The sequence below is a fragment of the Pseudomonas sp. GLN_2 genome, from assembly GCF_043106005.1.
Taxonomy (GTDB): domain Bacteria; phylum Pseudomonadota; class Gammaproteobacteria; order Pseudomonadales; family Pseudomonadaceae; genus Aquipseudomonas; species Aquipseudomonas alloputida.
The window spans coordinates 1-14363 of sequence record NZ_JBICMC010000002.1; the positions used below are offsets into that span (position 1 = coordinate 1).

Annotated in this window: 11 protein-coding genes and 1 pseudogene; 6 read left to right on the plus strand and 6 right to left on the minus strand. The window is 61.3% G+C overall.

Annotated elements, in window-relative coordinates; translation table 11 throughout:
- Together ACF8Q6_RS00100 and ACF8Q6_RS00105 are read left to right on the plus strand one after the other, a co-directional pair.
- Nucleotides 1-831 (plus strand): annotated as a pseudogene (locus tag ACF8Q6_RS00100) (hypothetical protein); the annotation flags it as partial.
- Nucleotides 831-1988, plus strand: coding sequence for a DUF6708 domain-containing protein (locus ACF8Q6_RS00105; RefSeq protein WP_392498066.1), 1158 nt, complete (start codon nt 831-833; stop codon nt 1986-1988). The pseudogene ACF8Q6_RS00100 and the gene ACF8Q6_RS00105, both read left to right, overlap by 1 nt.
- Before the next feature lie 2 nt (nt 1989-1990).
- Here the strand turns inward: ACF8Q6_RS00105 and ACF8Q6_RS00110 are convergent, their stop codons facing one another.
- From ACF8Q6_RS00110 to ACF8Q6_RS00135, 6 genes are all read right to left on the minus strand, one after another.
- A complete protein-coding gene (locus tag ACF8Q6_RS00110; protein WP_392492565.1) occupies nt 1991-3271 on the minus strand; it encodes an OprD family porin in 1281 nt (426 codons plus the stop codon).
- Nucleotides 3272-3320: 49 nt separating this feature from the next.
- Nucleotides 3321-4637 (minus strand): MFS transporter, encoded by a 1317-nt coding sequence (locus ACF8Q6_RS00115; RefSeq protein ID WP_392492563.1) that lies wholly within the window; start codon nt 4635-4637, stop codon nt 3321-3323.
- Between the two features lie 68 nt (nt 4638-4705).
- Nucleotides 4706-5230 (minus strand): gamma carbonic anhydrase family protein, encoded by a 525-nt coding sequence (locus tag ACF8Q6_RS00120; protein ID WP_076403117.1) that lies wholly within the window; start codon nt 5228-5230, stop codon nt 4706-4708.
- 12 nt (nt 5231-5242) lie between these two features.
- Nucleotides 5243-6433 (minus strand): CaiB/BaiF CoA transferase family protein, encoded by a 1191-nt coding sequence (locus ACF8Q6_RS00125; protein ID WP_392492562.1) that lies wholly within the window; start codon nt 6431-6433, stop codon nt 5243-5245.
- 24 nt (nt 6434-6457) lie between these two features.
- Nucleotides 6458-7387, minus strand: coding sequence for a hydroxymethylglutaryl-CoA lyase (locus tag ACF8Q6_RS00130; protein WP_392492561.1), 930 nt, complete (start codon nt 7385-7387; stop codon nt 6458-6460).
- Nucleotides 7388-7485: 98 nt separating this feature from the next.
- Nucleotides 7486-8397 carry a LysR family transcriptional regulator gene (locus ACF8Q6_RS00135; protein ID WP_392492560.1) on the minus strand — a complete coding sequence of 304 codons (912 nt, stop codon included), beginning with the start codon at nt 8395-8397 and terminating at the stop codon, nt 7486-7488.
- Nucleotides 8398-8665: 268 nt separating this feature from the next.
- On the opposite strand from ACF8Q6_RS00135, the gene ACF8Q6_RS00140 reads away from it, so the two are divergent.
- The 4 genes from ACF8Q6_RS00140 to ACF8Q6_RS00155 are packed head-to-tail and all read left to right on the plus strand — an operon-like array spanning nt 8666 to nt 14209.
- Nucleotides 8666-9994 carry a hypothetical protein gene (locus ACF8Q6_RS00140; protein ID WP_017148320.1) on the plus strand — a complete coding sequence of 443 codons (1329 nt, stop codon included), beginning with the start codon at nt 8666-8668 and terminating at the stop codon, nt 9992-9994.
- A gap of 32 nt (nt 9995-10026) precedes the next feature.
- Nucleotides 10027-12258: an Ig-like domain-containing protein gene (locus tag ACF8Q6_RS00145; RefSeq protein WP_392492559.1), complete on the plus strand. Its 2232-nt coding sequence runs from the start codon at nt 10027-10029 to the stop codon at nt 12256-12258.
- Between the two features lie 15 nt (nt 12259-12273).
- Nucleotides 12274-12747 (plus strand): curlin, encoded by a 474-nt coding sequence (locus ACF8Q6_RS00150; protein WP_014861749.1) that lies wholly within the window; start codon nt 12274-12276, stop codon nt 12745-12747.
- 16 nt (nt 12748-12763) lie between these two features.
- Nucleotides 12764-14209 carry a curlin gene (locus ACF8Q6_RS00155; protein WP_392492558.1) on the plus strand — a complete coding sequence of 482 codons (1446 nt, stop codon included), beginning with the start codon at nt 12764-12766 and terminating at the stop codon, nt 14207-14209.
- Nucleotides 14210-14363 lie beyond the last annotated feature (154 nt).

Genomic DNA, 14363 nt, shown 5'->3' on the forward strand with positions numbered 1-14363 from the left:
AACCCACAACGCAGTGCAGGCCAGGTATCAAGGTACCTCGACCAGGCCTGGGCTGAAGGGTTGATGCAGGCCCGTAACAGTGACTTCTACAAAGTGCGTGTCTCCGGGCTGGTGTGCCTGCTGGAGGGAATGCTGATGGCCTTCAAAGCGCGCGAACTGCCTGACAGTGATGCGCGGGTGAAGACCGAACTCCTGGCGGCCGCGATGACCACGGCTGCGGCGGGCTTTGAAATTGGAGCGAGTTATGTGGACCAGATAGCAACCCGATACGGCGCTAACAGCGTGACCGGGAAAGGGGCGGCCGTAACATTGGGGAGGTTGAAGCTGTGGGGCGCTAGCCTGGCGGGGATTGGGGGCGGAATGCTGGCATGGTGGGATTTTACTGATTGGCTTCAACATCTCCGAAGCGATCCAACCACAAAGCAGGGCAAGAAAAAATCGAGAATTTTGGCTACTGCTTACGCGCTCCGAGGAGTAGCTACCATAACGTTATCATTGGGTGAACTTGGAACCGCCATCGCCATCGCCAAGCCTTTATTCGATCACCTTGCAAACTCCAGCGCTAACAAAATAGTAAGACTTCTTAGTCAATCAATGTCAAGACTCGCAAAAAGACTGGGTACGCAGGCAGCGAGGCTACTGCTCGCTCGTTTAGTTCTCGGCGCGTTCTGGATAGGGCTCGTTTTGACGCTGATCATTTACATCTTTGAAGATGACGCTTTGGAAAAGTGGTGCAAGCGCAGCAGCTTCCGCGTGGGGGAAAACTCGGAGCCTTACGATGAGCAAGAAGAATTGATGGCGCTACATGCCGCATTCAGCGAGGTTCTGTAATGTATTTGATTGAATGGGGATTCTGGCAAATGGCCACCGAGTCAGAGACCGAACGAAAAGCGTACGAAGCAGAGTTAACACCTGCTGAGAAGCGCGTCACCCAGGAATTTTACGAAGGGGATTTGGAAGAGGACATACACTTCCAAACTGTTAGCGAAAAACCCCACACACGCGGACCGATATTCGCTTTCAACGAAACATTTATTGAAATGCGATGTGGTGGCTCAGAGGAAAAGCGCGGACTCATAACAATTGCAACACTAGGTGGAATTATGCCCATTATAGGTGTTACGACAATTTCCACATTATATTTTCTCTGGGAGGACATAACAGACCGTGAGGCTCGATCACTTCTGATGGTGGCACTGACATTCATGATGGCACTCGTATCAGGTGCTACGATATTTTTTTACACAAAGTATGGATTACACTTGACCCGATTGGAGATGCTGACCAGTCGGCATCTGCTCATTCGCTTCAACCGAGTAACCCAACAAGTTCACCTACATCGACCGAAATACTGCGGCGGCATCGTCACTTTCCCGTGGAATGCAACCGGGAGCACTGGCTTATATCCAGAAGATGACTCACTCAGCATGGGCGTGCGACTAGGCCTGGTCTGGCACCCCAGCCGCACCGGCCTGCCCCACATGGAAATGGCCCTGCTGGGCAAACAAGGCCAAGGCGGCAGCGAACTGCGTGATGAGTGGGAATTCATCCGCCGTTACATGGAAGAAGGCCCACACGCCGTCCCCCGCCCCCGCCTGAGCACCCAGCTACCCTCCCCCATCCAGGCATTCAGCGCCCAGTTCGAAGGCCTTGGGCGTTTCTTCCGCAAAAGCAGCTGGCTGTTCACAGTTGCGCTGCTGTTTGTCTGGCCCGCGTTCGTCATCATCGGCACCGGCCACTGGCTCAGCCTGCTGCTGTGCTGGCGACCGCGCTGGCCGAAGGTCATCCGCGAGGCCGGCCTGCCTGGCAAGCCCATTCCCCCCGTCACAACCCTGAACGACTACCCACCCGCAATCCAGGCACGCCTGCTCGCCAACGCCGACCGCTGGCAGCTCAAGCCCGGCAAGCGCCCGGCGAAAAAGCCACGCAAACCGCGCAGATCCAAAGCGCAAGAGAAACCGGCTGCGCCCAACGAAGATTGTGTCTGAATTCAGAATTCGAACGTGTACCCCACGATCACCCGGTTCTCATCCGCTGCATCGGCAAAATTCGAGCGCATGCTCGCATTGCGCCAACGCAGCGACACATTCCTGAGCGCCCCCGACTGCACCACATAGGTAATATCCGTAGTCCGCTCCCATTCCCGCCCCTCTCCGTCGGCAGCCGCCAATGTCCTGCCCTTGGCGCTGGCAATGCGCTGCAGGTCCACCTGATTGCCCTTAACATAACGCACGTTGAACGTCAGCCCGGGGATGCCTACAGCAGCAAAATTGAAGTCGTAGCGCAGCATCCACGCCCGTTCGTTGGCCAGGGCAAATGTGCTGACCTGCTGTTCGCTGAACAGGTAGGTATCGGTGCCCCCCACGTAGGCATATGCCGTATCCCCGCGCACTTTCTGATAGCCGCCACTGAACGTGTGGCCCTGAACGCTGTACCCGAAGTTGGTACTGAGGGTCTGATTGTCGACTCCGCCCAGCAACGCCCGGCCCTGCTTCCTTGCATTGAACCAGCGCCACTCGGTGAACACATCCCCCGGCCCGAGGCGGGTCTTGAACTTGAAACCGGCAAAATCACGCCGGAACAGGTCTTCGAGCACACTGGTGTGAAGGCTGAGGGTCAGGTTGTTCAACGGCTGGTAATCGACACCGGCGTAGCGCAGGCGATCACTGGTGGCCGTCGCCGAATAGGCCCCTTGCTGCGCCATGGCGGTCAGGTCCTCATAGTCGGTGGAGTCACGCAATTTGGTGGCATTCACCTGCAGCAGGGTGAACGTAAACCGGTCCAAGTCTTTGCTCACCAGTTGCACACCGTTGAACCACTGGGGGAACAAGCGGCTGCTGTTGGACGCCAGCAATGGCAGTTGCGGGCTCAGGCCCCCCGCTTTCAATTCGCTCTGTGCCAGCCTGGCCTTGAAGGTAGCCACGGCCTTGGCGTAGTCATCCGCGGCGCGTTTGTCGCTGCCTCGCGGCAACAGGCCGGAACCGCTACGGTCAGGCGATGAGTCCAGCTTGAGCCCCAGCATGCCGGCTGCGTCCAGGCCAAAGCCAACCACGCCGTCGGTATAGCCAGACTGCAAGCGCAGCATGAAGCCTTGGGCCCATTCACTGCGCCGCGATTGCGTGGCGCTGTCACCGTGAAAGTCGCGGTCGAAATAGAAATTGCGCAGTTCCAGGCTGCCACTGCCGTCATGGATAAAGGCAGCCTGGGCGGTTTGACAGGCGCAGTAAAGCGCCGAGAGCACCAGCGATGCTCGCCGAAAGATCACGATCATTGGTATGCCTTGTGCTTATTCTTGTTGTTGTTCGAAGACTCAGCGCCAATCAGCTTTTGGGGTTGCGCACGCAACGCATCACCACCAGGCATGCGACCAGGATCAGCGGCGCGATTGACAGCATGCCCATGTAGGTGCTGTCGGTAAGGTCATTGATCTTGCCCACCATCACTGGTGCAACGATGCCGCTCAGCTGTCCCACCGAGTTGATCGCGGCGGTGCCGGTGGCAATGGCCAGCCCCGAGAACGTCGACTGTGGAATGGTCCAGAAGATCGGGATAGCGATAAAGGTGCCCGCAGTGGCCAGCACCAGCGCGGTCATCATCGCGAAGGGAGAGCCGGAGAACAGGCACGCCAGCAGGTAACCGGCGGCGGCCGCCAGCAGGCAGTACACCAGATAGCGCTTGCGCTCGCCGGTGCGGTCGGAGTGGCGAGTCAGCAACACCATGCCGATGCACGCTACCGCATAAGGCAATGCCGACAGTACGCCAACCCACAGCATGTCTTGCACCCCCGAGGACTTGATCAGGTGCGGCATCCAGAAATTCAGCCCGTAGGACGCGGTTTTGACCACGTAGTAGATGAACGCCATGATCGCCACTTCACGGGTCAGCAACACCCGCCAGATCGAGCCGAGTATCGGTTTTGCAGCGCGTTTGTCCTGGGCAAGGTTCTCCGCCAGCAGGTCCTTCTCCTCGCGGCTCAACCATTTCGCCGCCTCGATATCGCGGTCCAGCTTCCACAGCACCAGCAGGCCCAGCAGCACACACGGCAGCCCGGACATCAGGAACAACCAGTGCCAGCCAGCGAGGCCCAACACGCCGTCCATTGTCCCCAGCAAAAAGCCCGCAGCCGGGCCACCCACCGCTCCAGCCAGCGGCACCGCCAGGAACCACAGGCCATTCATCTTCGCCAGGTGCTTGCGCGGAAACCAGCATGCCAGGTAGAACAGGATCGCCGGGCCGAAGCCGGCCTCCATGACGCCGATCAGAAAGCGCAGGAAGTACAGCGTGTACTGGGTATAGGCAAATACCAGCGCAGCCGTCGCCAGGCCCCAGGACACCATGATCCGGCAGATCCAGGCCGGAGCCCCGTAGCGTTTCAGGCCGAGACTGCTGGGCACTTCGAACAGCACATAGCCGACGAAGAACATGCTCGCGGCCAGGCCGTAGGCAGCATCGCTGAGGCCCAGTTCCTGCTGCATTTGTGTCTTCGCAAAACTGATGTTGATGCGGTCGAAGTAGGAGAACAGGAAGCAGATGATAGCCAGCGGCATGATGCGCCAAGCCACACGGCGGTATAGCAGCAGCTCATTGATGTGACTGTCGTTGCGCTCACGCGCCAGTTCGCCGGTCAAAGCAACCATGGTGAATCTCCATTCTTGTAATTATTGGAGAGCAGCGACGCCTCGAAGGGCGCCACCAGCAGGTTTTTTTAGCGAATACGGATCAGCTTTTCCTTGAAGCTCTGGCCTTTTGCGACGTACTCGGTCGCATTGCGCTGCATACCGGCGATAGCTTCGGCAGTGAGCTCACGCACTACCTTGGCAGGTGCGCCCAGGATCAACGAGTTGTCGGGAAACACCTTGCCTTCGGTGACGATGGCGCCGGCACCCACCAGGCAGTTGTTGCCGATGACCGCGCCATTGAGCACCACCGCCTGAATGCCGATCAGCGCGCCATCGCCGATGGTGCAGCCGTGCAGCATGGCCTGGTGGCCGATGGTGACACCTTGCCCCACTGTCAACGCAAAGCCGGGGTCGGCATGCAAGACAGCACCCTCCTGCACGTTGCTGTGCTGGCCGATATGGATCGCTTCGTTGTCGCCCCGTAGCACGGCCTGCGGCCATACACTGACGCCTTGTTCCAGGGTAACGTCGCCGATGACGCTGGCATCCTCGGCGATGAACGTTTCCGGGTGCAGGTTGGGTGCAAGGTTGTCATATTGGTAGATCGCCATCTGAAGGCCTCCTCAAGCCGCGTCGTCTGTTTTCAGCACGCCCGCCGCACACAGCTGGGCAATGTGCGCGTCGCTGTAACCCAGTTCACGCATCACTTGGCGGGTGTGCTCACCAATCCTCGCGATCGCCCGCCGTGGCTGCAGGCGCTGGCCGTCCAGTGACAGCGGCAATAACGGCATCGGTGTGTGGCTGCCGTCTTCCAGTTGCAGCTCGGCCATGCCACCGCTCTGTAGCAGGTGGGGGTCCTCGAACAGCTCTTCAGGGCGGCGGATCGGCGCGAAAGGAATGCCGTTGGCTTCCAGCTGCACCGCCAACTGCCCGGCGTCCAGCGGCGCAAACACCTCGGCCAGGTGCGCCAGCAGCCGTGGCCGCTGCAACACGCGGTCGTTATTGCTACCAAGGGTCGGGTCATCAAGCAAAGCGGTTTGCCCCAGTACCCGGCATAACGCGTGCCACTGGCCTTCCCCTGTGGCGGCGACAAACATCTGCTCGCCACCGGCAAAAGTGAACACGTCATAGATGGCCCAGGCACTGATGCGGTTCGGCATCGGCGCTGCGGCTTCACCGGTGACCACGTACTGCTGCATATGCTGGGCAGCCAGCAGCACGCAATTCTCGTACAGGGCACTTTGCACCTCCCGGCCCCTGCCGGTGCTGTGGCGCTCGTTGAGTGCGGCCAGCACGCCAATGGCGCCGAACATGCCACCCATGATGTCGTTCACCGAGCTGCCTGCGCGCAGCGGGCGCCCCACCGGCCCTGTCATGTAGGCCAGACCGGCCATCATCTGTACCACTTCATCCAGCGCCAGGCGGTTATCGTATGGCCCGCTGAGGAACCCCTTGTGCGAGGCATAGATCAGCCCTGGATTGCGCTGGCACAGTGCGTCGTAGCCCAGCCCCAGCTTTTGCATACGCCCGGGCTTGAAGTTCTCGATGAAGACGTCGGCGGTGTCGATCAGTTGCAGCACCGCCTCACGGCCCTCGGGCGTTTCAACATCGACAGCGATGCATTGTTTGTTGCGGTTGAAGGTGCGGAAAAAACCCGCCCCTGCGCCCAGCAACCGGCGCGTGCCGTCGCCGCGTATCGGCTCGATCTTGATGACTTCGGCGCCAAGGTCGCCGAGGATCATGCCGCACGTCGGGCCCATGACCATATGCGAAATCTCTACGACACGGATGCCGTCCAAGGGAAGTCTGGACATCGTGGTGCTCCTCTTACGGGCAGTTCAGGCGTGGCGGTGTGTGTTGGCGAAGTTGAGCGGCAATCCGGCCCGGGCGATGAAGCCGTAAAGTGGCTCGCCCGGTAGCGCTTCGCTTAGTACCTGCCGGGTTTCGATCAGTGCAGGTAAGTCGATGCCGGTGTCGTAGCCCATGCTTTGCAGCATGAACACCAGGTCTTCGGTCACGGTATTACCAGACGCGCCAGGGGCGAACGGGCACCCTCCCAGGCCCGCCAGGGAGGCATCCAGTTCTCCAATGCCCTGCTGCACCGCCACCAGGCTGTTGGCCAAGGCCAGGCCCCGGGTGTCATGGAAGTGCGCGGCCTTGAGACGGTCGCCTGCAATCTCCCGTACGGCCTGAAGCACCGTTGCCACCTGGCCCGGATTGGCATAGCCAGTGGTGTCTCCCAGGGAGACCAGGTCGCAACCGGCTTCGATCACCTGGCGGGTCAACGCACACAGGTCAACCAGCGGCACCTCGCCCTGTCGGGTGCAGCCAAAGGCCACCGACATGCCGGCCACGACTTGCACCCCATGCAGGCCCATTTCAGTACGCAGCTGGCACATGCGTCCCAGTTCCTCGACCATCTCCACTGGCGTGCGGCGCACGTTGGCCAGGCTGTGCGCCGTGCTCACCGATACCGGGGCGACGATGCGGTGTGCACCCGATTCAAGTGCGTCCCTTGCGCCACGAAGGTTCGGAGCCAGCACGGTTACTTGCAGGTCCGGGTACGTGAGGGCGTGGGCCACCACTTCGCGGGCATCGGCCATCTGCGGTAGCAAGCGTGCCGGCACGAACGACGCGACTTCCATATGACGCACGCCGGCGCCGTAAGCGGCATCGATCCAACGGCGTTTGGCTGCTGTCGGCATGATCACTTGCAGGCTCTGCAAGCCATCGCGCAGGCCGACTTCATTGATTGTTATTGTTGTCATCACGGTCTCTCTGTCTGAAGCGTTGCGCCAGACTAAGAGCTGGATGACGGGCAGAAAAGACGTGTTTCGCGGGCTGATCCATCGTCAGCCACGATGGATCAGCCCGCGACCTGCCAGGCCGGTGCACGCAGCAACAGGTGGTCAAGCAGGCGCCGAGCCGACAGTGACAGCGTGTGCCGATCGCGCATGCAGATGACGAATTCGCCAAGCGCCCAGTCGTCAGTCAGCGCAATGACCCGCAGGTCGAACAACGCCGCATAGCGGGACACGGCCTCTTGCGGAAACACCGCCAGGCCAAGGCCGAACTGCACCAGACGGTATGCCGCATCGAACGACGACACGTACGAACGAAAATGCAGCGCCTTGCCTGACTGTTCGGCGCTTTTACGCATGAAAGCGTTCAATGTGGCAAAGGCCGAGAGCCCCAGGTGGTCGTAACCCAGGGTTTCCTCGAAGGCAATCTGGCTGCGGTCGGCCAACGGGTGGTCAGCAGCAACGACCACGGCCAGGTGATCTTGCCGATACGGTACGAAATCCAGGTCACCCACCGCCATGGATTTGCGGCAGATGCCGAGGTCTGCAGTGCCCTCGGCCACACCACGAACAACATCGGCGCTGAAGCGCTCTTCGATATCGGCCTGGATGAGTGGGTATTCCAGCATGAACGCTGACAGTTCTTCAGGCAGAAACTCCATGATCGACGATACATTGGCCAACACCCGCACATGACCACGCGCGCCGTGGGCGTATTCGCTCAGCTCGCTGTCCAGGCGTTCCATGGCGCGGGTCATTTCCCTGGCATGGCGCAGCAGTGCAAGCCCCGCCGGGGTGGGCTCCACGCCGCGCTTGCTACGTTTGAGCAAGGCGGTGCCAAAGCGCGCCTCGATGTCTGAAATACGTTTGCTGACGGCGGACGGCGCCATGAACGCGCGCTCGCCAGCGCGGGCGATGGTGCCTTCTTCGCAGACGACGATGAACAGGTTCAGGGAAAGGTGGTCGAGGGGTTGCATCGCTTGGCTCGGCTCGGGGAAAGGGACCGCGGTAGCACTGTAGCAAAAACCGCATTGGCTTCTAAAACTGGGTTTGAATTACCGGCCCCCAATCCCCAACCTTGGGGGAACGCTGCCCACCGCCAGCCGCTTGCAAAATCCCTCGCGGATAGGCTCGCCCCTTGCCCCCCAAGGCCTGCAGCGCAACTTTAAGATATTGGCACAGCTCTTGCCGATCTCCTCCCAGACGCCCCAAGTCCATGGGCCCGTTTGCAGGAGGAATTGACTCATGCACCGACCGATACCCCACCCGCTGGCAGTGGCGATTTTCGCCGGCATGCTCCAGCTTCCCGCGCAGGCCGCCTTGAACGCTGTCGATCCAGGCGCTTACGTCCCTGCCAATGGCGGCTTCCCCGCCTGGTACCAGGACAGCCACGGTCGTACCCTCGACCTGTGCCTGACCAAGGCCGTCAGCTCCCGGGTCGCCGGCGCACCTGGTGCACCCTCATACATGTGCACGCTGCTGCCCACGCCTGGTGTGTTCGACGATACCCAACCCATCGTCTTCCCCACCAACTTCCCTGACGAAGCGTTCTGGTTCACTGCCGACGCTGCAATCGTCGACGCCGCCCGTGGCATCGACCTCAGCTATGGCACGGCGATCGAAGCGGCATTCGCTGCCGAAGAACCTGTCGAGGGTGACCAGGTCAGCTTCGCCCGGGTCCGTATCCGGGTCGATGTACCCACCGCGGGCACCTACGTGGTCACCCACCCCTATGGCGTTGAAGTGTTCGATGTGCCCGTTGCAGGGCGCCGGGCGATCAACATGACCCGTGACATCGGCATAGCGGGGGCAGGCGACTTCAGCGGCGCACTCAAGGGTGATGTCGGGCCGTTCCTGCGCAGTGTCAACGGCCCCTACACCGAAGGCAACGAGCGCTTCATCGGCGACCCGAACCTGGAAGAACGGGTCACCGGCAGCCCATTCAACACCAACTACGTACGCATTGAAGGCCCTGGTGGCATCGACCTGCGCACCGAGCTGTTCGCTGTCTCGGGCAAGCTTTCCGAAGTGGCCCTGCCAACCCCGCTGATGCCACAACGCAGCACGTACTCACGCCATACCGAAAACGGCGACCTGATCGCCCAACAAGACATCTTCGTGTTGGCCCCGCCGCCACCGGCAAGCGTCACCCTGACCAGCCAGACACCCAACCTGAGCCTCACCGAGGCCAACGGCACCGGCGCCTGGTACGCCCAGTCAGTCCTCAACCCGGCGGCCGGAACCCTCGTGACACTGTCCGCTGACAACAGCGTGGCAATCCCGACCAGCAGCCTGACCACCAGCAACGTCCCCCTGACCGACCTGGTCACCATCACACAGGCCCAGTACCGCTTGTCTACCGGCGAGCTGACTCTGGTGGCCAACACCAGTGACGAGACCACACCACCCGTCCTTACCGCGCATACCGGCAACGGCACGTTGATCGGCAACCTTGGCGGTACCGGCGCCGTCAAGACATTGAGCATGACCCTCTCGCCCATTCCGCCGGCCAAGGTGCAGGTCACCAGCGCCAACGGTGGTAGCGACACCGAAGACGTGGTGCTGGTGCCATGAACAGACAAAGGCTCAGCCTTCAAGGAGGCAGCATGAACACTTGGTCGCGCCGTGCGCTGTTGGCCGCCGGTTTCTCTCTTACCGTTACCAGCGCCGCGTTTGCCGCGCTGTCTGATGTCGACCCGGGGCCCTACACCTTCGCCACTGGTGGCTATCCGATGTGGTACAAGGACAGCCTCGACCAATCCCTGGAGCTGTGCCAGTCGCGTGCCACCAGCACCCGTGCGCCAGGCGCACCAGGGGCGCCCGCCTACATGTGCACCTTGTTGCCCGAGCCCGGGATCTATGACGATGCCCTGCCGCTGGTATTTCCAGATAACTGGCCACCCGAGATGTTCTGGTTCCTGGCCGAAACCTCGATACCCCAAGTAGGTAACAGCGGTTATGAACTGGAGGTCTACGTTGCCGGTATAGAGGCAGCCTTCGCGGCTGAAAACCCGGTGAACGGTGATCAGCAAAGCTTCGCCCGCATCCGTATCCGCGCTTCGGTCCCACGCACCGGTACCTACACCATCACGCACCCTTACGGGGTGGAGACGGTCAACGTCACCACGGCAGGTCGTCGCGCGATCAATATCACTCGGGACATCGGTATCGGCGCTCCGGGCAACTTCCAGGGGGCGCTGGGGGGGGCGATCGGCCCTTGGCTGAAGGGGGTTGGCGGGCCGTATACAGAGGTCAACCCGGACACGGGCACCACCGAAACCTACATCGGCGACCCCAATATCACCGAAGCGGTAACCGGTAGCCCCTTCAATACCAACTTCGTGCGCATCGAAGGGCCCGCGGGCGCCATTCAGACCAACACGTTCACAGTGTCTGGCAAGGTGCTGGACCCGCGAGCACAAACCCCGGTCACGCTGGAGCGCGCCACCTACTCGCGCAACGGCAGCGGTACCCGCGTGGAAGTGTTCGCCAAGGCCCCGAGTGAGGCCAGCCTGTGCATGCGCAATGGCCTGGCACTGATCGGCACGCCGCCTTCGCCTTGTCAGTTCACCCTGACTTCGGACAACAACGGTTTGTTCTTCAGCCAGCAGTTCAACCAGTCGGTGCCGCCAGAGGTGGTGGTTGTCACCGCCAGCAACGCAGTCGGCGGCACCCAGCCGACTGCGCTCTCGAGCAAGCTCAGCGACGTGGTCAAAGTCAGCACCGCACGCTACGACTGGGCCAACAAACGTCTGTTGATCGAGGCCAGTTCCAGCGACGAAGTAGCGGTCCCCGACCTGCTCGCCCAGGGCTACGGCCGCCTGTCGAAATCGGGCACACTGCAAAGCATCACGGTCAACGACCTGGCGCAACCGCCCGCCACCGTTACGGTCAAGTCTGCCCGCGGCGGTAGTGATGTAGAGCCAGTGATCGTGGTCGGCAACGCCCCGGTCGAGGCCGCCAACCAGCCACCGCTCGCCCAGGCCGATGTCGGCAGCACCAGTGTCGGTGTACCGATCACACTTAATTTGCTGCTGAACGACAGCGACCCGGATGGCAACGTGCCGCTGACCATCAGCGACCTGACCCAACCCGGGACCGGCCTTGGCGGCGTCGTGATGAATGGCACCACCTCGGTTACCTACACGCCGCCGACCGGCGCCACACAACCGCTGGTAGCCAACTTCAGCTACCGGGCGGAGGATGCCAAAGGGCTGAAATCGGAACCGGCTACGGTCACGATCAACGTCGCACCTAACCAGGCACCGACTGCCAACCCGGAAACCGTCGCCACCTTGGGCGTGCCATTGACCATCAACGTACTGGCCAACGACACCGACCCAGAAGGCAACGTACCGCTGAGCGTGACCAACATCACCCAGCCGGCCACCGGCCGTGGCACGGTCAGCACCGACGGCACAACCGTCACCTATACCCCACCGGCCACTGTAACCACAGCCTTCACCACCACCTTCACCTACCAGGCACGTGACGCGCTGGGGGGGCTGTCCACCCCAGGTACGGTCACCGTCAACGTGTCGCCTCGGCCTGCCGCTGAAACCTTCGCCGTCACGGCAGCCACGGTCACGGCACGCTCCAACAACCGTTATAACTGGGACATCAGTGGCACCTCGTCGGTGACCACCGGCAATACCGTAACCGTGCGGGTAACCACGACTACCGGCGTCCAGACCTTGGGTACGGCCACGGTAGCGCTGACCGGCCGCTGGCGCCTGGCGGTGAGCAATAGCACCACGATCATCCCGACTGCGGCACCGACGGCGACGATCACCACCAGCCAAGGCACCACGCGCACCGTCAACGTAGTCGTGCAGTAAAAGCCGGAGGCTTCGATGAAACGGCTGTACTCCCTGTTGCTCTGCCTGGCCCTGGCGGGCCAGGCCTGCTGGGCAGAGGACCTGATGGACAATGCCGACCTCGCACCCGGCAACGACCTCGGTGAACCCGTGATCATCCGCCTGCTGCCGGCCGGTGCCGGCCAGGCTGCGGTGATCGAGCAGCAAGGGTCAGGCAACCGCGCCGCCCTCGACCAGAACGGTCAGGCCCTGCTGGGCCGTATCGTCCAGTCCGGCGGTGCCCAGGAAGCGTACATCTTGCAGGAAGGCAGTGACCTGATGGCCATCATCCGCCAACAGGGAAATGGCAACAGCGCGTCGATTCGCCAGAGCGGCAGCAGCAACAACGCCGCCATCGAGCAGATCGGCAACGACAACAGCGCCAGCATCGTGCAGTCCGGCTCAGGGCTCAACAGCTCCGTGACCCAGGCTGGCAATGGCCAGCATGTTCAGATCACCCAATACCGATAGACCTGGAGGCACCACCATGTACAAGCTCGCTCCGTTAAGTGCCGCTATCGTCCTGGCCCTCGCAGGTCAGGCCATGGCTGCTGACAGCACCTCGTCCCAGACCCAGGACGGCAAGGAAAACATCGCCGAAGTCTCTCAGACCCAGGCACCCTTCGCCTCGGCCACCCAGAACCAGACTGGCAAGGGCCACAACCACCTCGCCGTGCAGGCCGAAAGCACCAGCGATATTCAGCAGAGCGCCACCGGCCAGTACAACGCCGGCTACGCTGAGCAACTGTTCGAGAACGGCAGCCAGATCACCCAGCACGCCGGAGGCAGCTACAACGATGCCTTCGCCAGCCAGTCGATAGGGTCGAACAACGAATCGCTGCAAACCCAACAAGGCGCCGGCAATAAATCCACCGTCTGGCAGGACAGCCAGGAAGGCAGCAAAGCCACCAGTTGGCAATCCGGCCAGCGCAACGAGGCGTTCATCGAGCAGACCTTCGGTGGCAGCAACAACCGCAGCACCGTCAACCAGACCGGCCAGGACAACTACGCCACCGCCGAGCACCTGAACCATATCGATGGCGATATCCAGGTCTATCAGGATGGCCACGACAACTGGGCCTATGGCGACCAGCGTGAAGGCACGGGTGGCACCATTGCCATTGGCCAGTACGGGGGCGGCAACTCCGTGGAAGTGTGGCAGGACACACAGATCGGTAGCCAGGCCTCCGTGGTCCAGACCGGCCAGTCGAACGAAGGCTATATCGACCAGAGCTTCGGCGTCAGCAACAAGGTCAGCCTGTCGCAGCAAGGCAATGCCAACGCCAGTTGGTCGGACCAGTTCGAGACCAACAACTCGACCACCACCATTACCCAAACCGGCAACAACAACCTGCATTTCACCTATCAGAATGGTGAGAACCTCAACCTGACCATCAACACCCAAGGCAATGGCAACAGCATCACCGCCAGTAACTGGAAAGGCGCCAAGATGGGTGGCCAGTTCGGCACCAACCAGAACGCTACCATCAACCAGACGGGCAATGGCAACGGCGTCAATCTGACCCAGAAGGGCGCTGACCAGCAGGCCACGCTGAGCCAGACGGGTACAGGCAACCAGATGTCGACCAAGCAGGATGACGTCAGCAACGAGCTGTACTTCGAACAGAACGGCACTGACAACATTCTGATCGCCGACCAGCGTGGTACCGACAACTATGCCTACGGCAGCAGCCAGGGCACCGGCAACACCATCACGCTCGACCAGTCCGGCTATAGCAACCAGAGCTACACCAACCAACTCTACGGAAGCGGAAACGAAGCCACCATCAAACAGACCGACAGCATCAACGTCGCCTACGTGACCCAGGGGGGCCAAAGCAACAAGGCGTTCGTCGACCAAAGTGGTGTCGCCCAATCCGCCACCATCACCCAGCTGGGCAGCGCGAACCTGGCCACTGTGACCCAGCAGTAAACCGCTCCCCCCTTGAACCGCGGTGCTCCTCTCCCTGGTGCCGCGGTTCCTTTTTCTGTAATCCCGCCCTCTGCAATCGTTCGATCCGGCCAGCGTGTGCAATCCCTTGACGTGTATCTGTCGGGTACAATGGCAAACCGCTCGAAGATGTGCA